The sequence below is a fragment of the Buttiauxella cochleicola genome (assembly GCF_021282405.1).
Lineage (GTDB): Bacteria > Pseudomonadota > Gammaproteobacteria > Enterobacterales > Enterobacteriaceae > Buttiauxella > Buttiauxella massiliensis.
In genome coordinates, this window is record NZ_JAJSOU010000029.1 from 1 (window position 1) to 21,613 (window position 21,613).

Consider the following 21,613-nt stretch of genomic DNA (forward strand, 5'->3'; position numbering starts at 1 on the left):
CAGCAACGCAGCGATGCTAAAACTCCCCTCGAGGCGTGAGCGTGAATATGCAAGGGAAGTGAGAGAAAAAAGGTCGAAATATCCCTTAAAAAACAATGCCGGTCACCTTAAGTGACCGGCATTAACCTTTCGCGGTAGCCTTTTTTATTTCAATGAATTGCTACACTTAAGTACACTTTTAGCTTCGGCAAATAAAAATGGAGTTGTATGGCCACGCATCTGGTCTGGTTTCGTAATGATTTACGCATTAATGACAATCTGGCGCTGGCGGCAGCCTGCCGTGACCCTGGCGCTCGCGTGATGGGGCTGTTTATTGCCACACCTGAACAATGGCGACAACATGATATGGCGCCACGCCAGGCGCAGTTTCTTCATGGTCATTTAAATGCGTTACAAGCGTCACTTGCGGAGCGTGGCATCGAACTTTGTATCAGGCAAGTGCCTGATTTTACCGCTTCGATAGAGTGCCTTGCGCAGTTTTGTGAAAGCGAAAATATCGACGCACTGTTTTACAACTATCAATACGAGCTGAATGAGCGCCAGCGCGATCTGGCGGTTGAACGTGGCCTCGGTAAAAAAGTGATTTGCCAGGGTTTTGATGACAGCGTTTTGCTGGCGCCCGGAAGCCTCATGACTGGCAATCACGAGATGTACAAAGTGTTCACCCCGTTCAGCAAAGCGTTTATTAAAAGGCTGCGCGAAGGGTTGCCCGAATGCGTTGTGGCTCCGCGACCGCGTGGTGAGGCGCTTTCAGTGACGCCAACAGAGCCGTTTGATTATCCATGTGCGGAAATCGACTCCTCACTGTTTCCCATCGGCGAGCGGGCCGCTATTGCGAAATTACGTGAGTTTTGCCAGCATCCTGCGGCACATTATCCCGAACAGCGTGATTTCCCTGCTATCGAAGGCACCAGCCGTTTGTCGCCGTATCTGGCGCTTGGCGTGCTTTCGCCGCGCCAGTGTTTGCACCGATTATTGAAAGAACATCCGCAGGTACTGGACGGTGGGAGCGGGAGCGTGTGGTTAAACGAGCTGATCTGGCGCGAGTTCTATCGTCATTTGCTGGTGGCGTATCCGAAACTTTGCCGCCATCAGCCGTTTATCCTATGGACAGACAACCTGTGCTGGCAACAAGATGAAATGCTGTTGGACGCGTGGCAGCAAGGGAAAACGGGGTTCCCGATTGTCGATGCCGCAATGCGCCAACTGAATACCACGGGCTGGATGCACAACCGCTTGCGTATGGTTGTCGCCAGTTTTCTGGTAAAAGATCTGCTTATCGACTGGCGATGCGGCGAACGCTACTTTATGTCACAACTGATTGATGGTGACCTGGCTGCTAACAATGGCGGCTGGCAATGGGCGGCCTCGACCGGCACTGATGCAGCACCTTATTTTAGAATCTTTAACCCAACCACCCAGGGCGAGCGATTCGATGGAAAAGGTGAATTTATCCGCCAGTGGCTGCCAGAATTGAGTGATATACCTGATAAATACATCCATACCCCTTGGGTCTGGGCGGACAAACAACAATTGGAACTGGACTATCCGCGCCCGATTGTCGACCATAAACAAGCACGTATCGCGACACTCGCCGCTTATGAAGCGGCCCGTAAATCTGAAGAGAAAGATAATGAAAAATAGCGAACTGGAACGCCTGATTAACGAAAAACTCAACAGCGCTGCTATCAGCGATTACGCGCCGAATGGTTTGCAGGTCGAAGGGCGTGAAGAAGTCCGCAAAATCGTTACCGGTGTGACAGCAAGCCAGGCGCTGATTGACGAAGCGGTGCGCCAACAGGCCGATGCGGTGATTGTTCACCACGGGTATTTCTGGAAAGGTGAGTCGCCGGTGATTCGTGGGATGAAACGCAATCGCCTGAAAGCGCTGCTCAGCAATGACATCAATTTATACGGCTGGCATTTACCGCTTGATGCGCATCCACAGCTCGGTAATAACGCGCAGCTTGGAGCGTTGCTGGGGATTGAAACCAAAGGAGAAGTTGAGCCGCTGGTGCCGTGGGGGGAGTTTCCAACTCCGCTTTCGGGGGTAGAGCTGGCTTCGTGGATTGAGATGCGCCTTGGTCGTACACCGCTTTGGAGCGGTGATACTGGTCCTGAACAAATTCGCCGTGTCGCCTGGTGTACGGGCGGCGGGCAAAGTTTTATTGATAGCGCGGCTCGTTTCGGCGTTGATGCGTTTATTACTGGTGAAGTTTCAGAGCAGACGATTCATTCTGCACGTGAACAAGGTCTACATTTCTATGCGGCCGGGCATCACGCCACCGAGCGCGGCGGTATTCAGGCATTAAGTGATTGGCTGAATAGTGAGACAGATTTGGAAGTAACCTTTATCGATATTCCGAACCCGGCATAACGTCAGACCGAGGAGTAAAAGTGCAAAGAGCGCGGTGTTATCTGCTAGGCGAAAGTGCAGTAGTTCTTGAACTGGAACCACCTTTATCGCTGGAAAGCCAGCAACGAATCTGGGGATTAACCCAGCGTCTACTGGAATCTCCCGCTGTTTCAGAAGTTATTCCTGGGATGAACAACATCACTGTGGTGCTACGTGAACCGCAAAGCCTGGCGCTGGATGGTATTGAGCGGCTCCAGCGCTGGTGGGAAGAGAGCGAGGCCATGGTGGTTGAATCCCGCCGCATTGAAATTCCGGTCATTTATGGTGGCAGTTTTGGCCCTGATTTAGCCGAAGTCGCAGGGCATTGCGGCTTATCGGCAAGCCAGGTTGTGGAGCTGCACTCATCCGTTGATTACATTGTCTATTTTCTCGGTTTTCAACCGGGCTTTGCCTATCTTGCAGGCCTTGCTCCAACTCTTTATATGCCGCGTCGAGCTGAGCCACGCCTGATGGTTCCTGCAGGCTCAGTAGGAATTGGCGGCAGCCAGACAGGTATTTATCCGCTGGCAACGCCTGGTGGCTGGCAGCTTATCGGCCAGACGCCCGTGAGACTCTTCAATCCGGCTGATGACGTGCCAACACTACTGGCTCCGGGAGATACCGTCCGCTTTGTGCCTCAAAAGGAGGGTGTGTGCTGAAAATAATCCGTGCTGGAATGCATATGTCGATACAAGACGCAGGGCGTTTTGGTTATCGGCAGTTGGGCGTTAGCCGCTGTGGTGCTCTTGATACTCCAGCGTTGAAAATTGCTAATTTGCTGGTGGGTAATGCACCCGATAGTGCCGCGCTGGAAATCACGCTAGGCCATTGCGTTGTTGAGTTCACCAACGATGGCTGGTTTGCATTGACTGGTGCAGGAAGTCACGCTGAATTGGATGGGCATACAGTCTGGACTGGCTGGCGGCTACCGGTGAAAGCGGGCCAGCAATTAAGGCTAAAAGTGCCTGAACGAGGGATGCGTAGCTATCTTGCTGTCGCCGGTGGGTTGGATGTCCCGGAAATCCTGGGTTCTTATAGTACCGATCTTAAAGCGCAAATTGGCGGCATCGAAGGGCGTTTGCTCAAAGATGGCGATGAAATACCGCTATTACCGGCAACTCGACGGTTCCGGGAGTCGCGCGGTGTAAAGCAACTCTTGTGGGGGAACCGCATTCGTGCGCTGGCCGGCCCGGAATATCAGGAGTTTACACACACTTCGCAAGATGCATTCTGGCGTTTACCGTGGCAGTTAAGCCCACAAAGTAACCGCATGGGTTATCGCATGCAGGGGCAGCGGCTTGAGCGCACTACCGATCGCGAGTTGTTGTCGCATGGGCTACTGCCGGGAGTAGTGCAGGTGCCGCATAATGGGCAGCCTATTGTGCTTATGAATGATGCGCAGACGACCGGTGGGTATCCAAGGATTGCCTGCGTTATCGAAGCTGACATGTTTAATCTTGCGCAATTACGCTTAGGGGAGCCGGTTCATTTCGTGCAATGCACGTTGGAAGAAGCCCTGAAAGCGCGTCGTGAGCAGCAAATCTATCTTGAGCAACTGGCCTGGCGGCTGAATAACGAAGACTAATTTTCAAGGGCAAAGAGATGCCAGAAGGTCCAGAAATAAGGCGAGCGGCGGATAAACTTGAAGCCGCCGTTTTAGGTAAACCATTAACTGCGGCGTGGTTCGCCTTTCCTGAATTAAAAGTGTTTGAACAGGCGTTAGTCGGCCAGACAGTCGAGCGTATCGAAACGCGCGGCAAAGCTCTGTTGACGCATTTTTCCGGCGGTTTAACCCTTTATAGCCACAACCAGCTTTATGGCGTGTGGCGCGTGATTAACACCGGGGAAATGCCGGAAACCACGCGAGTCTTGCGCGTGAAATTGCAGACAGCCGATAAAGCCATTTTGCTCTATAGCGCTTCGGACATTGACATGCTCGACGCTGATGGTCTGGCGAATCACCCGTTTTTGCTGCGTGTTGGCCCGGATGTGCTGGATCTCACTCTCAGCGCGGAGCAGGTGAAAGAGCGTTTGTTGTCGACGAGATTTCGCAAGCGCCAGTTCAGCGGGCTGTTACTGGATCAGGCATTTCTCGCCGGATTAGGAAATTATCTGCGCGTTGAAATTCTCTGGGCGGTGGGGTTGCTGGCGCATCATAAAGCGCAGGATTTAACGGCTGAACAGCTCGAAAATCTTTCGCGCGCGTTGCTGGATATTCCGCGACATTCCTACAATACGCGTGGAAATGTGGATGAAAACAGACATCACGGGGCGATTTTTAGCTTCAAAGTCTTTCATCGGGCAGGGGAGAAGTGCGAGCGCTGCGGCGGGGTAATCGAGAAAACGATGCTTTCATCGAGGCCGTTTTATTGGTGCCCTGGTTGCCAGTATTAAATAATCGCGAAGATTGCGTTTATCTCACCGGGCAGAGATCGGGTATATTGGGACGCAGATCACAAAAAAACCTTACAGGAAGACGTTGCACTATGAGTTCTCGTTTCGCCCTGGCTGCTGTGGCAGCCGTTTTAGTCCTGACAGGATGCGCAAAATCGAAAACCGATGATCCGACATCGGCTTTCGATTTCGGCTCCTCGCGCGTGACCGTGACGCATATCCCAACGAAAACCGACGATGGCACCACAATATACGTGACCGTGGATAGCAAGGATGCCGGTGCGCTGGGGACGGGTAAAAGTCTTGAGCTACAACTGCCAGAGGGCAAACATACAGTCGGTGGCTATGCCCGTACGTTAATTGGTCGCGTAACCATATCGCCTGTCGAAGTGTCGACATCGAGCGATGTTGTCAGCCACGTGACATATTCCATTGCGAATAGTAAACCGACATTTACCGTCCGCGCGTCAACTCCGGTTCCTAAACCGAAGTCAGAAACGATTCCGGTAGAATCTGTTCCGGTTATACAACAGCAAATTGAAGCGCCTGCCGCGACTGAACAAACGCAGGTTGCGCTACCTGCCACGGTCGAACAGACGCAGGTTACACCACCTGCCACGGTCGAACAGACGCAGGTTACACCACCTGCCACGGTCGAACAGACGCAGGTTACACCACCTGCCACGACTGAACAGACGCAAGTGACAACACCTGCCGCGCCAGCAACGACGCAGGAAACTCAGTCGCCGAAAGTCACCGTACTGACGCCAACAACCCAGTCGCAGACCGAAACGCAAACATCGGCACCGCAGGGCGTGGACATCACCAATCTGACGGATAACCCACAGGCATAACGCTGACCAAAAAAAACGCGCCTTTCGGCGCGTTCTTTAATTTCCAGAAACGAACTTATTTTTTCAAATCAGATTTGAAATCACGCTGTTCGTAGCCAGTATACAACTGACGTGGACGGGCAATTTTAATGCCGTCGTCGTGCATTTCATTCCAGTGTGCAATCCAGCCAACAGTACGCGCCATCGCGAAGATAACGGTAAACATGGAAGATGGAATACCCATTGCTTTCAGGATGATGCCTGAGTAGAAGTCCACGTTCGGGTAGAGTTTTTTCTCGATGAAGTACGGGTCGTTAAGCGCGATATGCTCAAGTTCCATCGCCACTTCAAGCAGGTTGTTATCTTTCAGATTCAGCTCTTTGAGAACTTCATGGCAGGTTTCACGCATTACTGTGGCACGCGGGTCGTAGTTTTTGTACACACGGTGGCCAAAGCCCATCAGGCGGAAAGAGTCATTCTTATCTTTCGCACGACGAACGAATTCAGGAATATGTTCAACACTGCTGATCTCTTCAAGCATCTTCAGTGCTGCTTCGTTAGCACCACCATGTGCAGGTCCCCACAGGGATGCGATACCGGCTGCGATACACGCGAATGGGTTAGCGCCACTTGAGCCAGCAGTACGAACGGTTGATGTGGAAGCGTTTTGCTCGTGGTCTGCGTGCAGGATCAGAATTCGGTCCATTGCGCGTTCCAGAATTGGGTTAACTTCGTATTTCTCGCACGGCGTGGAGAACATCATGTTCAGGAAGTTACCGGCATAAGACAGGTCGTTGCGTGGATATACGAACGGTTGCCCTATTGAATATTTGTAGCACATTGCTGCCATGGTTGGCATTTTGGACAACAGTCGGAACGCGGCAATCTCACGGTGGCGTGGGTTATTCACGTCCATGGAGTCATGATAAAACGCCGCCAGTGCACCGGTCACACCACACATCACAGCCATCGGGTGGGAGTCACGACGGAAACCGTGGAACAAACGTGTGATTTGTTCGTGGATCATGGTGTGACGGGTGACGGTGGTTTTAAATTCTTCGTATTGTTCCTGGGTCGGTTTTTCGCCGTTCAGCAGGATATAGCAGACTTCAAGATAATTGGAGTGTGTTGCCAGTTGATCGATCGGGAAACCACGGTGCAGCAAGATGCCTTCATCACCGTCGATAAAGGTGATTTTTGATTCGCATGATGCGGTAGAGGTAAAACCCGGGTCAAAAGTAAATACACCTTTAGAACCAAGACTACGGATATCAATTACATCCTGACCGAGAGTGCCTTTTAGCACATTCAGTTCCAGAGCATCATCACCGTTATAGGTGAGAGTTGCTTTTTTATCAGACATTTACGGTCTCCTTAGCGCCTTATTCATCAGACTGCGGGATGCCCGACTTGCCTATTCCCGTCATACTTCAAGTTGCATCTTTGTTGGCTTTCCTCGCTCACCCCAGTCACTTACGTATGTAAGCTCCTGGGGATTCGCTGCGTTGCCGCCTCGATGCCACTCGAATTATTTAGGAAATACATTCAAACCAACCGTGACGCATACCAGTTTTTTATTTGGCTCTCAGCTCTGTTTTGATAACAGTGTAACGCAGGGTACAGAGCAACGGGCGCTTGCAGGTAACACGAGCCACGCAGGCGAAAAAACAGCAAATCAGGGTGTTAGCAGTCCATATCACTCAAATCTGTGTACCACTAATAACGGTCCTGATTGATTGGGTCAATACCGATACACTGTTACATAACTTATTCTCAGGTGAAAGGCTGACCCTATAACTTTTGCGAATTATACGGCTTTTCTGGCATCGTTTGTAACAAGAATGTTTAACTTTTGTCAAATCAGATGACTAAAATTTAAAATAATGTTGTTATCGTGATCCTGCTCACTGTTCAGACCAAAAGCCCTTCAAACTATATGTAGGTTAATTGTAATGAATTTGTGAAGCGCCTATACTGCCGCCAGGTCTCCGGAATACCCTGCCACCGGGCGCCACCCAGCGTTGTAGCCAGCTTTTTGGCATCTGGATGTAGCTGTTTTTGCATGACGCACAGTTATAGAAAGTTCACGCTGTCTGACCCCGCCTGCAGATCCGGAGGAAGGAAACTATAAGAACAGCATGTGGGCGCTATTCATGATAAAAAATGCGAAAAAACAAAGACCTGTAAACCTCGATCTCACAACGATGAGGTTCCCCGTCACTGCAATCGCTTCCATCCTCCATCGTGTATCCGGCGTGATCACCTTTGTGGCTGTAGGCATCCTACTGTGGTTGTTAGGCCAGTCACTCTCGTCTCCAGAAGGCTTCCTTGTTGCGTCAGCAATAATGAGTAGCTTCTTTGTTAAATTCATTATGTGGGGCATCCTCACAGCACTGGCTTATCACGTTGTTGTGGGCATCCGCCACATCATGATGGACACCGGTTTGCTGGAAGAAACCCTGATAGCGGGCAAACGATCCGCGATGATTTCATTTGTTATTACTGTCGTGCTTTCACTTCTCGCAGGAGTCCTCGTATGGTAAGCAATGCCTCCGCATTAGGTCGCAATGGTGTGCATGACTATATATTGGTCCGTGCCTCCGCCATCGTCATCACCCTGTACATCATTTATATGATCGGGTTCTTCGCTGTTACCGGCGATTTAACCTACGAGGTCTGGAGTGGTTTCTTCGGCTCCGCCTTCACCAAAGTGTTCACCCTGCTGACATTGTTCTCAATTTTGATCCATGCCTGGATTGGCATGTGGCAGGTGTTGACCGACTACGTTAAACCAGTGGCGATTCGTCTTGGCCTGCAACTTGTTATTGTTGTTGCACTGCTGGTTTACGTCATTTATGGATTCGTTGTGGTGTGGGGTGTGTAATGAGTTTACCAGTCAGAGAGTTTGATGCAGTCGTGATCGGTGCTGGTGGTGCAGGTATGCGCGCCGCACTGCAAATTTCACAAGGCGGCCAGACTTGTGCCTTGTTATCTAAAGTTTTCCCAACCCGTTCTCATACCGTGTCTGCGCAGGGTGGTATCACCGTTGCGCTGGGTAATACCCACGAAGACAACTGGGAATGGCATATGTATGACACGGTGAAAGGTTCCGACTATATCGGTGACCAGGACGCCATTGAATATATGTGCAAAACCGGCCCGGAAGCGATTCTGGAACTGGAGCATATGGGTTTGCCGTTCTCCCGTCTTGAAGATGGTACTATTTATCAGCGTCCGTTTGGCGGCCAGTCGAAGAACTTCGGCGGCGAGCAGGCGGCACGCACCGCAGCAGCAGCTGACCGTACCGGTCATGCGTTGTTGCACACCCTGTACCAACAAAACCTGAAAAACAAAACCACGATCTTCTCCGAATGGTATGCGCTTGATCTGGTGAAAAATGCCGATGGTGCCGTAGTCGGTACCACCGCGCTGTGTATCGAAACCGGCGAAGTGGTTTACTTCAAAGCGAAAGCTACCATTCTGGCAACCGGCGGTGCAGGCCGTATTTATCAGTCCACCACTAACGCACACATTAATACCGGCGACGGTGTTGGCATGGCGTTGCGTGCAGGTGTGCCAGTACAAGATATGGAAATGTGGCAGTTCCACCCAACCGGCATTGCTGGCGCGGGCGTACTGGTCACTGAAGGTTGTCGTGGTGAAGGCGGCTATCTGCTGAACAAACATGGCGAGCGTTTCATGGAGCGCTATGCACCAAACGCTAAAGACCTTGCTGGACGCGATGTTGTTGCTCGCTCCATCATGATTGAAATCCGTGAAGGTCGTGGTTGTGATGGCCCATGGGGTCCACACGCCAAACTGAAACTTGATCACTTAGGTAAAGAAGTTCTGGAATCCCGTCTGCCGGGTATTCTTGAGCTGTCTCGTACCTTTGCCCACGTTGACCCGATTAAAGAGCCAATTCCAGTTATCCCAACTTGCCACTACATGATGGGCGGTATTCCGACCAAAGTGACCGGGCAAGCGCTGACGGTAAACGAGCAGGGCGAAGACGTTCTGATTCCAGGTCTGTTTGCCGTAGGTGAAATCGCCTGCGTATCGGTTCACGGTGCTAACCGCCTGGGCGGCAACTCGCTGCTGGATTTGGTGGTGTTTGGTCGCGCTGCGGGCATGCATCTGCTGGAGTCTATCCAGGAACAGGGCGAGCTGCGTGACGCAACCGAAGACGAAATTAATGCAGCACTTGAGCGTCTGAATCGTTGGAACGGCAACCGTAACGGCGAAGACCCAGTGCAAATTCGTAAAGCGCTTCAGGAATGTATGCAGCACAACTTCTCGGTATTCCGCGAAGGTGATGCGATGGCCAAAGGCCTTGAGCAACTGAAACAAATTCGCGAGCGCCTGAAAAACGCTCGTCTGGATGACACTTCAAGCGAGTTCAACACCCAGCGTGTTGAGTGCCTCGAGCTTGATAACCTGATGGAAACCGCTTACGCAACTGCTGTTTCCGCTAACTTCCGCACCGAAAGCCGTGGCGCGCATAGCCGCTTCGACTATCCGGAACGTGACGATGCAAACTGGCTGTGCCATAGCCTGTATCTGCCTGAATCGGAAAGCATGACGCGCCGTGAGGTGAACATGCAGCCGAAACTGCGTCCGGCATTCCCGCCGAAAGTGCGTTCTTATTAATAGCGGAGCAAAGTGATGAAACTCGAATTCTCTATTTATCGCTACAACCCGGATGTTGACGATGCTCCGCGTATGCAGGAGTACACCCTGGAAGGGGAAGAAGGGCGTGACATGATGTTGCTTGACGCGCTGATGCAACTGAAAGAAAAAGACCCAACGCTGTCGTTCCGTCGTTCATGCCGTGAAGGGGTTTGTGGCTCTGATGGTGTGAACATGAATGGCAAGAATGGCCTGGCTTGTATCACGCCAATCTCAGCATTGGGTAACGGAAAGCAGAAGATTGTCATCCGTCCACTGCCTGGATTACCGGTTGTGCGCGATCTGGTTGTGGACATGGGGCAATTCTATGCCCAATATGAGAAGATTAAGCCTTACCTGTTGAATAATGGGCAAAATCCACCGGCTCGTGAGCATTTGCAGTCACCTGAGCAGCGTGAGAAGTTGGATGGTTTGTACGAGTGTATTCTGTGTGCGTGCTGCTCGACATCCTGCCCGTCATTCTGGTGGAACCCGGATAAGTTCATCGGCCCGGCAGGGTTACTGGCGGCGTATCGCTTCCTGATTGACAGCCGTGATACAGAAACTGCAAGCCGTCTTGATGGTATGAGTGACGCTTTCAGCGTATTCCGCTGCCATAGCATTATGAATTGCGTCAGTGTTTGTCCTAAGGGATTGAACCCGACGAAAGCCATCGGCCACATTAAGTCGATGCTGCTGCAAAAGAGTGCCTAGCTTTTCGTTCCCTCTCCTTAACGGGAGAGGGAAATAAATTGCAGGAAACCTTTAAAAACTGCCCTGTTGCGACAGTTTTTAAAGGTTCCTTCTCGAGTCGCCTGGAAAGGAAAAAGGCTCGTAGTTGTGAACCCCGGTAATGCGTACAACTTCTGTATTTTGTACGTAATAGTTATTCACGGCGAAATAAGCATAAAAATGCTTAAGGGATCACGATGCAGAACGGCGAAATGAAAGCCTGGCTGGATTCCTCTTACCTGGCAGGTGCAAACCAGTCCTGGATAGAGCAGCTCTATGAAGACTTCTTAACCGATCCTGACTCTGTTGATGCGCACTGGCGCTCAATGTTCCAGCAATTACCTGGAACCGGGGCCAGACCGGATCAATTCCATTCCAAAACACGTGATTATTTCCGTCGTCTGGCGAAGGATGCCTCACGTTATTCCACCGCAATCACCGACCCTGACACCGACGTCAAGCAAGTCAAAGTGTTGCAGCTGATCAACGCCTGGCGTTTCCGTGGGCATCAGGCTGCAAACCTTGATCCACTTGGTTTGTGGAAACAGGATGCGGTTCCAGATCTTGACCCAGCATTCCACAATCTGACTGATGCCGATCTTCAGGAAACCTTCAATGTAGGTTCTTTTGCCAGCGGCAAAGAGACCATGAAGCTTGCTGACTTGATTGATGCGCTCAAGCAGACGTATGGCGGCTCGATCGGTGCGGAATATATGCACATCACCAACACTGAAGAGAAACGCTGGATTCAGCAGCGCATTGAATCTGTGGTTGGGCACTCAACGTTTACCGTTGAAGAAAAGAAACGCTTCTTGAGCGAGCTGACCGCAGCAGAAGGCCTTGAGCGTTACCTGGGTGCGAAATTCCCAGGCGCGAAACGCTTCTCGCTGGAAGGTGGTGACGCACTGGTGCCAATGCTCAAAGAGATGATCCGCCATGCGGGCAAGAGCGGCACACGTGAAGTGGTTCTGGGCATGGCACACCGTGGCCGCCTGAACGTACTGATCAACGTACTCGGCAAGAAACCGCAGGAACTGTTCGACGAGTTCGCCGGTAAGCATAAAGAACATCTCGGCACTGGTGATGTGAAGTACCACATGGGCTTCTCATCTGACGTGGAAACCGAAGGCGGTCTGGTTCACCTGGCGCTGGCGTTTAACCCGTCGCACCTTGAAATTGTAAGCCCGGTGGTAATTGGTTCTGTGCGTGCACGTCTGGATCGTTTAGATAAACCAGGCAGCAACCAGGTTCTGCCAATCACCATTCACGGTGACGCAGCGGTTGCCGGGCAGGGCGTGGTTCAGGAAACGCTGAACATGTCCAAAGCGCGTGGTTACGAAGTGGGCGGTACCGTTCGCATCGTCATCAACAACCAGATTGGTTTCACCACCTCCAACCCTCTGGATGCGCGCTCCACGCCGTACTGTACCGATATCGGTAAGATGGTGATGGCACCGATTTTCCACGTGAATGCGGATGACCCGGAAGCGGTGGCGTTTGTTACCCGTCTGGCACTGGATTTCCGTAACACTTTTAAGCGCGACGTGTTTATCGACCTGGTTTGCTACCGTCGCCATGGTCACAACGAAGCTGATGAGCCAAGTGCAACTCAGCCAGTGATGTACCAGAAAATCAAGAAACACCCAACGCCGCGTAAGATTTACGCCGACCGTCTGGAGCAGCAAAAACTGGCAACGCTTGAAGATGCCACCGAAATGGTGAATCTCTACCGTGACGCGCTGGATGCTGGCGAGTGTGTGGTGGAAGAATATCGCCCGATGAACATGCATTCATTTACCTGGTCGCCATACCTCAACCACGAGTGGGATGAGAGCTATCCGAACAAGGTAGAAATGAAGCGTTTGCAGGAATTGGCTAAGCGTATTAGCAGCGCGCCAGAAACCGTTGAGATGCAGTCCCGTGTAGCGAAAATCTACAGTGACCGTATGGAAATGGCGAATGGCGCGAAGAAATTCGATTGGGGTGCTGCTGAAAACCTGGCGTACGCAACACTGGTCGATGAAGGCGTTTCTGTACGTTTGTCCGGTGAAGACGTGGGCCGTGGAACGTTCTTCCACCGTCACGCCGTTATTCACAACCAGACTAACGGTTCGACTTACACACCGCTGCAACACGTTCACAACAGCCAGGGCGAGTTCAAAGTCTGGGACTCCGTGCTGTCTGAAGAAGCGGTACTGGCGTTCGAATACGGTTATGCCACTGCGGAACCTCGTACACTGACCATCTGGGAAGCCCAGTTCGGCGACTTCGCGAACGGTGCTCAGGTTGTGATTGACCAATTCATCAGTTCCGGCGAGCAGAAGTGGGGCCGTATGTGTGGCCTGGTGATGTTGCTGCCACACGGTTACGAAGGCCAGGGCCCGGAGCACTCCTCTGCACGTCTGGAGCGTTATCTCCAGCTGTGTGCGGAACAGAACATGCAGGTTTGCGTGCCTTCGACTCCAGCACAGGTTTACCACATGCTGCGTCGTCAGGCGCTGCGCGGTATGCGCCGTCCGCTGGTAGTTATGTCACCGAAATCTTTACTGCGTCACCCACTGGCGGTTTCCACTATGGATGAACTGGCTAACGGCACCTTCTTGCCTGCAATCGGCGAAGTTGACGAGCTGGATCCTGCTGGCGTGAAACGCGTGGTAATGTGTTCTGGCAAGGTTTATTACGATTTGCTGGAACAGCGTCGTAAGAACGGCCAGAAAGATGTGGCAATTGTGCGCATCGAACAGTTATATCCATTCCCGCATCAGGCGATGCAGGAAGTGTTGAAACCATTTGCTCACGTACATGATTTTGTCTGGTGCCAGGAAGAGCCGCTCAACCAGGGCGCCTGGTACTGCAGCCAGCACCATTTCCGTGAAGTAGTTCCATTTGGATCAGGTCTGCGTTACGCAGGTCGCCCAGCCTCCGCATCACCTGCGGTAGGGTACTTGTCCGTTCACCAGAAGCAGCAGCAAGATCTGGTTAATGACGCGCTGAACGTCGATTAATTAAAGGATAAAAAATGAGTAGCGTAGATATTCTAGTTCCTGACCTGCCTGAGTCCGTTGCCGATGCAACCGTTGCTACCTGGCATAAAAAACCGGGTGACACCGTTACCCGTGACGAAGTGCTGGTGGAAATCGAAACTGACAAAGTGGTACTGGAAGTACCGGCGTCTGCGGATGGTGTTCTGGATGCTGTACTGGAAGATGAAGGTACAACAGTAACTTCTCGTCAAATTTTGGGCCGCCTGCGTGAAGGTAACAGCGCTGGTAAAGAGACTTCTGCGAAAACAGAAAGCAAAGAGTCTACCCCGGCACAGCGCCAGCAGGCTTCTCTGGAAGAGCAGAGCAATGACGCACTCAGCCCGGCTATTCGCCGCCTGATTGCAGAGCATTCTCTGGATGCTAACGCCATTAAAGGCAGCGGCGTCGGTGGCCGTATCACCCGTGAAGATGTTGATAAGCATCTGACCCAGGCGAAAGCGGCTCAACCTGCGGCAGCTAAAGCGGCTGTTGAAACTAAAGCTCCGGTTGCACCAATTGCTGGCCGTAGCGAGAAACGGGTTCCAATGACTCGCCTGCGCAAACGCGTTGCTGAGCGTCTGCTGGAAGCGAAAAACTCTACCGCCATGCTCACCACGTTTAACGAAGTGAACATGAAGCCAATCATGGATCTGCGTAAGCAGTACGGTGACTCTTTCGAAAAACGCCACGGTGTACGTCTGGGCTTCATGTCCTTCTACATCAAAGCGGTGGTTGAAGCGCTGAAACGCTATCCAGAAGTGAACGCTTCTATCGATGGCGAAGACGTGGTTTACCACAACTACTTCGACGTGAGCATCGCGGTTTCTACCCCACGTGGCCTGGTCACTCCGGTACTGCGTGATGTTGATACCTTGGGTATGGCTGACATCGAAAAACGCATCAAAGAGCTGGCAGTGAAAGGCCGTGACGGCAAACTGACCGTTGAAGATTTGACAGGCGGTAACTTCACCATCACCAACGGTGGTGTGTTCGGTTCCCTGATGTCTACGCCGATCATCAACCCGCCGCAGAGCGCGATCCTCGGTATGCACGCTATCAAAGATCGTCCGATGGCGGTTGACGGTAAAGTTGAGATCTTGCCGATGATGTATCTGGCGCTGTCTTACGATCACCGTTTGATCGATGGCCGTGAGTCAGTGGGTTATCTGGTAGCAATCAAAGAATTGCTCGAAGATCCGACTCGTCTGCTGCTGGACGTTTAGTTTTAAAGCATCACCTGCACTGTAGGCCGAAAGCTGCGCGCCATCTGGCATGAATAGCGCACCGGCCTACAGGTTTATAACGATTACCCTGAAGGATGATAGAACTCATGAACTTACACGAGTATCAGGCGAAACAGTTGTTTGCTCGATATGGCCTGCCGGCTCCAGTCGGTTACGCCTGTAATACACCGCGTGAAGCGGAAGAAGCGGCATCAAAAATTGGTGCAGGTCCGTGGGTGGTGAAATGTCAGGTTCATGCTGGTGGCCGCGGTAAAGCGGGCGGCGTGAAAGTGGTTAACAGCAAAGAAGACATCCGTGCTTTTGCTGAACACTGGCTGGGCAAACGCCTGGTTACCTACCAAACAGACGCAAATGGTCAGCCGGTTCACCAGATTCTGGTTGAAGCTGCGACTGACATTGATAAAGAACTGTATCTTGGCGCGGTGGTTGATCGTAGCTCCCGTCGCGTAGTGTTTATGGCGTCTACCGAAGGTGGCGTTGAAATTGAGAAAGTTGCGGAAGAAACCCCGCACCTGATCCACAAAGTTGCACTGGATCCGCTGGCAGGCCCAATGCCTTACCAGGGCCGTGAACTGGCTTTCAAACTGGGTCTGGAAGGTAAACAAGTTCAGCAGTTCACCAAGATCTTTATGGGTCTGGCGAACATCTTCCTTGAGCGCGACCTGGCACTTATCGAAATCAACCCGCTGGTTATCACTAAGCAGGGTGACCTGGTGTGCCTTGATGGCAAACTGGGTGCTGACGGCAACGCGCTGTTCCGCCAGCCAGAGCTGCGCGAAATGCGTGACCCAAGCCAGGAAGATGCACGTGAATCTCAGGCTGCACAGTGGGAACTGAACTACGTTGCCCTGGATGGCAACATCGGTTGCATGGTTAACGGTGCGGGCCTGGCAATGGGCACCATGGACATCGTTAAACTGCACGGCGGCGAACCAGCAAACTTCCTGGACGTTGGTGGCGGCGCAACGAAAGAACGCGTAACCGAAGCATTCAAAATCATTCTGTCTGACGACAAAGTGAAAGCGGTTCTGGTGAACATCTTCGGCGGTATCGTGCGTTGCGACCTGATCGCAGACGGTATCATCGGTGCGGTTGCCGAAGTGGGTGTTAACGTTCCAGTGGTAGTACGTCTGGAAGGTAACAACGCGGAACTGGGTGCGAAGAAACTGGCTGATAGTGGCCTGAATATTATTGCAGCGAAAAGTCTGACGGACGCAGCGCAGCAGGTTGTTGCTGCCGTGGAGGGGAAATAATGTCCATTTTGATCGATAAAAATACCAAGGTTATTTGCCAGGGCTTTACCGGCAGCCAGGGGACTTTCCACTCCGAGCAGGCGATTGCATACGGTACGCAAATGGTTGGCGGTGTTACGCCAGGCAAAGGCGGCACTGAGCACCTCGGCCTGCCAGTGTTTAACACTGTGCGTGAAGCAGTAGAAGCAACTGGTGCGACCGCATCTGTAATCTACGTTCCGGCACCGTTCTGCAAAGACTCCATTCTGGAAGCAATCGACGCAGGCATTAAGCTGATTATCACCATCACCGAAGGCATCCCGACGCTGGATATGCTGACTGTGAAAGTGAAACTGGACGAAGCTGGCGTGCGCATGATTGGGCCAAACTGCCCGGGCGTTATCACCCCTGGCGAGTGCAAAATCGGCATTATGCCGGGTCATATTCATCTGCCAGGCAAAGTGGGTATCGTTTCTCGCTCTGGTACGCTGACGTATGAAGCGGTCAAACAGACCACTGATATCGGTCTGGGCCAGTCTACTTGTGTAGGCATCGGCGGTGACCCGATCCCTGGCTCTAACTTCATCGATATCCTGAAGATGTTCCAGGAAGATCCGAAGACTGAAGCTATCGTGATGATCGGTGAGATCGGCGGTAGCGCTGAAGAAGAAGCAGCCGCGTACATTAAAGAGCATGTCACCAAGCCAGTTGTTGGTTACATCGCAGGTGTCACTGCGCCGAAAGGCAAGCGTATGGGCCACGCTGGCGCCATCATCGCGGGTGGTAAAGGGACTGCGGACGAGAAATTCGCAGCGCTGGAAGCCGCAGGCGTGAAAACCGTTCGCAGCCTGGCTGATATCGGTGACGCACTGAAAGCTATTTTGCCTCAGTAAGCAGAACTAATAATAATTGTTCGACATGGTTGGCCGCTCAATGAGCGGCCTTTTTTATGGCCAAAATTTGTGGTCATCGATGACAGTATTTCCCAAACAGCCATTTATGGCCCCTTGAGTGATTTGGCTGCCTGAGCAGCTTAAAAAGCCGAAAGCCTCTCACTTCGACTTCTATCATCGCTACTGGAGCATGATTACTGGTGTGTAGAATATCAAAAAGTGACAATGGATGAAAATTCACTGTAACAACAATCGGCAAGGGGAGGGGGGCCAAACCTTTCTGCTCTCACATGCCGTCAGAATCGTATCTGGTAATGGCTAACGGAGCGGAATCTTACCGTTTTTTAAGGTTGGGGTTTTTAAGTAGTTTATGTTTTTAAGAACTACACTACTGAATACTAACCTTATCAAAAACAGCGCCTTGTTAAATAATGAAACGTTAAAAGTAAATTAATTGTTAATTTTAGGTAAGAAAAGAAACAGCCTGATCAAAATAGCGCGTGAAGATAAAAAACCATCGCTGTTAACGTTCGGAATTTATTTTTTAACTTGTCTGCAATAAATAGTTTTTGTTTATGGATATCATTTTCCCATTAACCTTAGTGATATCTTAAAAACATGTCATTAACATTAAGTTTACTATTAATTTAAGTGGGAAACTAAATTAACAATCAGGGAATAAATTGCGCTAGATCAATATCTAAAACTGGCTAGTAGTATGCAAAACAGCGTAAATTGTTGCAGATCAAACTGGCTGTTATGGGACATTTTCGCTATAAATTGATCACTGTCGAGAAACGTAAATAACACTAAGCAATTACCTATTTATTGTAGGGAAATTGCAGGGTAATATATTTGCGGATTATTTTGGGTTTTTATTAACGTGTTTGTAACCTTTCATCTTTCTTCGTTACATGCAAATAAAATGACGAAGGGATGAAGTCTGGAAGCTAATGTTTTTGTATTAGGGCATGCGTTGTGGTTTTCCTTACGGTTGGCCACGGTCGAAGTCTTCATGCGAAGAGCAAGGAGTCAAGATGTTGGATATTGTCGAACTGTCGCGCTTACAGTTTGCCTTGACCGCGATGTACCACTTTCTTTTTGTGCCACTAACGCTCGGTATGGCGTTCTTGTTGGCCATCATGGAAACAGTGTACGTTCTGTCAGGTAAGCAAATTTATAAAGATATGACCAAGTTCTGGGGCAAGTTGTTTGGTATCAACTTTGCTTTGGGCGTGGCTACCGGTTTAACCATGGAGTTCCAGTTCGGTACAAACTGGTCTTACTATTCACACTACGTGGGTGATATTTTTGGTGCCCCACTGGCCATCGAAGGCCTGATGGCATTCTTCCTTGAATCCACCTTTGTAGGTCTGTTCTTCTTCGGTTGGGATCGTCTGGGCAAAGTTCAGCACATGGCGGTAACCTGGCTGGTGGCACTTGGCTCCAACCTTTCAGCACTGTGGATTCTGGTCGCAAACGGCTGGATGCAGAACCCGATTGCTTCCGACTTCAACTTCGAAACCATGCGTATGGAGATGGTCAGTTTCTCCGAGCTGGTCCTTAACCCGGTTGCGCAGGTGAAATTCGTTCACACCGTAGCGTCTGGTTACGTATGTGGTGCGATGTTCATCCTCGGTGTGAGCTCTTACTACTTGCTTAAAGGCCGTGACGTTGCATTTGCGAAGCGTTCTTTTGCAATCGCTGCAAGCTTCGGTATGGCGGCAATCCTGTCTGTAATCGTGCTGGGTGATGAATCCGGTTACGAAATGGGTGACGTGCAGAAAACCAAATTGGCTGCTATTGAAGCTGAGTGGGAAACTCAACCGGCTCCAGCATCATTTACGCTGTTTGGTATCCCGGACCAGGACAAGCAGGAAAATAGCTATGCGATTCAGATCCCATACGCGCTTGGCATCATCGCCACCCGCTCTGTGGATAAGCAAGTTATTGGTCTGAAAGACCTGATGGTGCAACACGAAGAACGTATTCGTAACGGTATGAAGGCTTATAGCCTTCTGGAACAGTTACGTGCAGGTTCTAAAGACCAGGCTGTTCGCGATAACTTTGAGTCAGTCAAGAAAGACCTGGGTTATGGTTTGCTGCTCAAACGCTATACCCCGAACGTCTCTGACGCGACGGAAGAGCAGATTCAGAAAGCAACTAAGGATTCTATTCCTCGTGTAGCTCCGCTGTACTTTGCATTCCGTATCATGGTTGGCTGTGGCTTCCTGATGCTGTTCATCATCGCGGCTTCGTTCTGGACTGTGACGCGTAATGCAATCGGCTCGAAAAAATGGCTGTTGCGTGCGGCGCTCTATGGTATCCCGTTGCCGTGGATTGCGATTGAATCTGGTTGGTTTGTTGCCGAATACGGTCGTCAACCATGGGCTGTTGGTGAGGTATTGCCAACTGCGGTTGCTAACTCCTCTCTGACCGTGGGCGATCTGATCTTCTCCATGGTACTGATTTGCGGCCTTTACACGCTGTTTATGGTGGCGGAACTGTTCCTGATGTTCAAATTTGCTCGCCTTGGGCCGAGCAGTCTGAAAACAGGTCGCTATCACTTTGAGCAGTCCAATGTGACCTCTCAGCCGGCACGCTAAGACAGGAGTCGTCAAATGATCGATTATGAAGTATTGCGTTTTATCTGGTGGCTGCTGGTTGGCATTCTGCTGATTGGTTTTGCAGTCACCGACGGCTTTGACATGGGTGTGGGCATGTTGTCTCGCATCATTGGCAAGTCTGACGTTGAACGCCGCATTATGGTGAACTCCATCGCCCCGCACTGGGATGGAAACCAGGTATGGCTCATCACCGCTGGTGGCGCATTGTTCGCTGCCTGGCCGATGGTTTATGCAGCTGCGTTCTCTGGTTTCTATGTGGCAATGATTCTGGTACTGGCTTCATTATTCTTCCGTCCGGTAGGTTTTGACTACCGTTCGAAGATTGAAGACATGCGCTGGCGTGGCATGTGGGACTGGGGCATTTTCATTGGTAGTTTTGTGCCGCCGTTGGTTATCGGTGTGGCGTTCGGCAACTTGCTGCAAGGCGTGCCGTTCCACGTTGATGAGTATCTGCGTCTGTACTATACCGGTAACTTCTTCCAGTTGCTGAACCCGTTTGGCCTGTTGGCTGGTGTCGTGAGCGTTTCCATGATCCTTGCTCAGGGTGCAACTTATCTGCAAATGCGTACTGTGGGTGAACTGCATCTGCGTGCTAAAGCCGCTGCGCAAATTTCAGCGCTGGTGATGATGGTGTGCTTCGCACTTGCTGGTGTTTGGGTGATTTACGGCATCGATGGTTACGTTGTGACTTCAGAGCTGAACCACCATGCAGCATCGAATCCGCTGACTAAAGAAGTCGCTCGTCAGGCTGGTGCCTGGATGGTGAACTTCAATAATATGCCGATTCTATGGCTCATCCCTGCTCTGGGTGTGATTCTGCCACTGTTGACTGTGCTGATGTCTCGTCTTGAGAAAGGCGCGATGGCATTCGTGTTCTCCTCACTGACTCTGGCTTGTGTCATTCTGACTGCCGGTGTGGCGATGTTCCCGTTCGTGATGCCTTCGAGCACCATGTTGAACGCTAGCCTCACCATGTGGGATGCAACATCCAGCCAGTTAACTCTGAATGTGATGACCTATGTTGCTGCGGTATTTGTACCGATCATTCTTATCTACACCACCTGGTGTTACTGGAAAATGTTCGGTCGAATCACCAAAGAGCATATCGAAAGCAACACCCACTCTCTGTACTAAGTAAGGAGCTGATTATGTGGTACTTTGCATGGATTCTGGGGACGCTTCTTGCCTGTGCTTTTGGCATCATTACCGCCCTGGCACTTGAGCATGTTGAAGCTGCTAAAGCCGGTAAAGAAGAAATTTGATGGAAGCAATTATCGCGAAGCTTTATGCGGTAATGGATAAGAGCCCTTTAAGGGCTCTTTCCTTGATAATGGCATTAGTTCTTGCCGTGTGTATATTTTGGGACCCGTCCCGCTTTGCGGCGAAAACCAGTAGTCTTGAAATCTGGCATGGTTTTTTGCTGATGTGGGCTGTATGCACCGGCGTGATTCATGGCGTGGGTTTTCGCCCTCGTAAAGTGCTGTGGCAGGGAGTTTTTAGCCCATTACCCGCACAATTAGTCTTGCTGGCAGGACTGGCTATTTTCTTCTTCTGATGCTTCTTTAACCTCAG

General features: G+C 51.0%; 20 protein-coding genes. 18 read left to right on the top strand and 2 right to left on the bottom strand.

Translation table 11 applies throughout. The annotated features are described in order from the left end of the window. The first annotated feature begins 207 nt into the window (after positions 1-207). From phrB to LVQ79_RS22175, 6 genes are all read left to right on the top strand, one after another. The gene (gene phrB, locus LVQ79_RS22150; RefSeq protein WP_232867012.1) at positions 208-1,644 is read left to right on the top strand and encodes a deoxyribodipyrimidine photo-lyase; all 1,437 of its coding nucleotides are present in this window, start codon (positions 208-210) and stop codon (positions 1,642-1,644) included. Further along, positions 1,634-2,377, top strand: coding sequence for a type 2 GTP cyclohydrolase I (locus tag LVQ79_RS22155; protein ID WP_232867015.1), 744 nt, complete (start codon positions 1,634-1,636; stop codon positions 2,375-2,377). The genes phrB and LVQ79_RS22155 overlap by 11 nt, the downstream gene beginning before the upstream one ends. Positions 2,378-2,397: 20 nt before the next feature. Next, on the top strand, positions 2,398-3,054 hold the full coding sequence (gene pxpB, locus LVQ79_RS22160) for a 5-oxoprolinase subunit PxpB (RefSeq protein ID WP_232867018.1): 657 nt from the start codon (positions 2,398-2,400) through the stop codon (positions 3,052-3,054). Beyond that, positions 3,048-3,980, top strand: coding sequence for a 5-oxoprolinase subunit PxpC (gene pxpC / locus LVQ79_RS22165; RefSeq protein ID WP_232867019.1), 933 nt, complete (start codon positions 3,048-3,050; stop codon positions 3,978-3,980). The genes pxpB and pxpC overlap by 7 nt, the downstream gene beginning before the upstream one ends. Before the next feature lie 17 nt (positions 3,981-3,997). Then, entirely contained in the window at positions 3,998-4,789 is a 792-nt protein-coding gene (gene nei / locus LVQ79_RS22170; protein WP_232867021.1) for an endonuclease VIII, read from the top strand. Positions 4,790-4,881: 92 nt separating this feature from the next. Then, positions 4,882-5,643, top strand: coding sequence for a hypothetical protein (locus LVQ79_RS22175; RefSeq protein WP_232867023.1), 762 nt, complete (start codon positions 4,882-4,884; stop codon positions 5,641-5,643). Between the two features lie 55 nt (positions 5,644-5,698). Here LVQ79_RS22175 and LVQ79_RS22180 read toward each other — a convergent pair whose 3' ends face one another. Beyond that, complete coding sequence (locus LVQ79_RS22180; protein WP_064512639.1) at positions 5,699-6,985, bottom strand: citrate synthase; 1,287 nt, start codon at positions 6,983-6,985, stop codon at positions 5,699-5,701. Positions 6,986-7,322: 337 nt separating this feature from the next. Beyond that, on the bottom strand, positions 7,323-7,481 hold the full coding sequence (locus tag LVQ79_RS22700; protein WP_502258295.1) for a hypothetical protein: 159 nt from the start codon (positions 7,479-7,481) through the stop codon (positions 7,323-7,325). A 279-nt stretch (positions 7,482-7,760) separates the two neighbouring features. Here LVQ79_RS22700 and sdhC point away from each other — a divergent pair, with 279 nt between their 5' ends. The 12 genes from sdhC (at position 7,761) to ybgE (ending at position 21,596) form a co-directional block, all read left to right on the top strand. Further along, on the top strand, positions 7,761-8,165 hold the full coding sequence (sdhC, locus tag LVQ79_RS22185; RefSeq protein WP_064512637.1) for a succinate dehydrogenase cytochrome b556 subunit: 405 nt from the start codon (positions 7,761-7,763) through the stop codon (positions 8,163-8,165). After that, complete coding sequence (sdhD, locus tag LVQ79_RS22190) at positions 8,159-8,506, top strand: succinate dehydrogenase membrane anchor subunit (protein WP_034458774.1); 348 nt, start codon at positions 8,159-8,161, stop codon at positions 8,504-8,506. The genes sdhC and sdhD overlap by 7 nt, the downstream gene beginning before the upstream one ends. Beyond that, on the top strand, positions 8,506-10,272 hold the full coding sequence (gene sdhA, locus LVQ79_RS22195) for a succinate dehydrogenase flavoprotein subunit (protein WP_120066214.1): 1,767 nt from the start codon (positions 8,506-8,508) through the stop codon (positions 10,270-10,272). Before sdhD ends, sdhA begins: the two co-directional genes overlap by 1 nt. 15 nt (positions 10,273-10,287) lie before the next feature. Continuing rightward, the gene (locus LVQ79_RS22200; RefSeq protein WP_034458770.1) at positions 10,288-11,004 is read left to right on the top strand and encodes a succinate dehydrogenase iron-sulfur subunit; all 717 of its coding nucleotides are present in this window, start codon (positions 10,288-10,290) and stop codon (positions 11,002-11,004) included. A 215-nt stretch (positions 11,005-11,219) separates the two neighbouring features. After that, positions 11,220-14,027 (top strand): 2-oxoglutarate dehydrogenase E1 component, encoded by a 2,808-nt coding sequence (sucA, locus tag LVQ79_RS22205; RefSeq protein WP_151995323.1) that lies wholly within the window; start codon positions 11,220-11,222, stop codon positions 14,025-14,027. Positions 14,028-14,041: 14 nt separating this feature from the next. Beyond that, the gene (gene odhB, locus LVQ79_RS22210) at positions 14,042-15,268 is read left to right on the top strand and encodes a 2-oxoglutarate dehydrogenase complex dihydrolipoyllysine-residue succinyltransferase (protein WP_151995324.1); all 1,227 of its coding nucleotides are present in this window, start codon (positions 14,042-14,044) and stop codon (positions 15,266-15,268) included. Positions 15,269-15,375: 107 nt separating this feature from the next. Continuing rightward, positions 15,376-16,542: an ADP-forming succinate--CoA ligase subunit beta gene (sucC, locus tag LVQ79_RS22215; protein WP_034458764.1), complete on the top strand. Its 1,167-nt coding sequence runs from the start codon at positions 15,376-15,378 to the stop codon at positions 16,540-16,542. Beyond that, a complete protein-coding gene (gene sucD, locus LVQ79_RS22220) occupies positions 16,542-17,414 on the top strand; it encodes a succinate--CoA ligase subunit alpha (RefSeq protein WP_034458762.1) in 873 nt (290 codons plus the stop codon). Before sucC ends, sucD begins: the two co-directional genes overlap by 1 nt. Positions 17,415-18,451: 1,037 nt before the next feature. After that, positions 18,452-20,020, top strand: coding sequence for a cytochrome ubiquinol oxidase subunit I (gene cydA / locus LVQ79_RS22225; RefSeq protein WP_151995325.1), 1,569 nt, complete (start codon positions 18,452-18,454; stop codon positions 20,018-20,020). 15 nt (positions 20,021-20,035) lie between these two features. Continuing rightward, a complete protein-coding gene (cydB, locus tag LVQ79_RS22230; RefSeq protein WP_232867025.1) occupies positions 20,036-21,175 on the top strand; it encodes a cytochrome d ubiquinol oxidase subunit II in 1,140 nt (379 codons plus the stop codon). A gap of 14 nt (positions 21,176-21,189) precedes the next feature. Beyond that, positions 21,190-21,303 (top strand): cytochrome bd-I oxidase subunit CydX, encoded by a 114-nt coding sequence (gene cydX, locus LVQ79_RS22235; protein WP_064512614.1) that lies wholly within the window; start codon positions 21,190-21,192, stop codon positions 21,301-21,303. Continuing rightward, positions 21,303-21,596 carry a cyd operon protein YbgE gene (gene ybgE, locus LVQ79_RS22240; RefSeq protein ID WP_034458756.1) on the top strand — a complete coding sequence of 98 codons (294 nt, stop codon included), beginning with the start codon at positions 21,303-21,305 and terminating at the stop codon, positions 21,594-21,596. Before cydX ends, ybgE begins: the two co-directional genes overlap by 1 nt. The last annotated feature ends 17 nt before the right edge of the window (positions 21,597-21,613 follow it).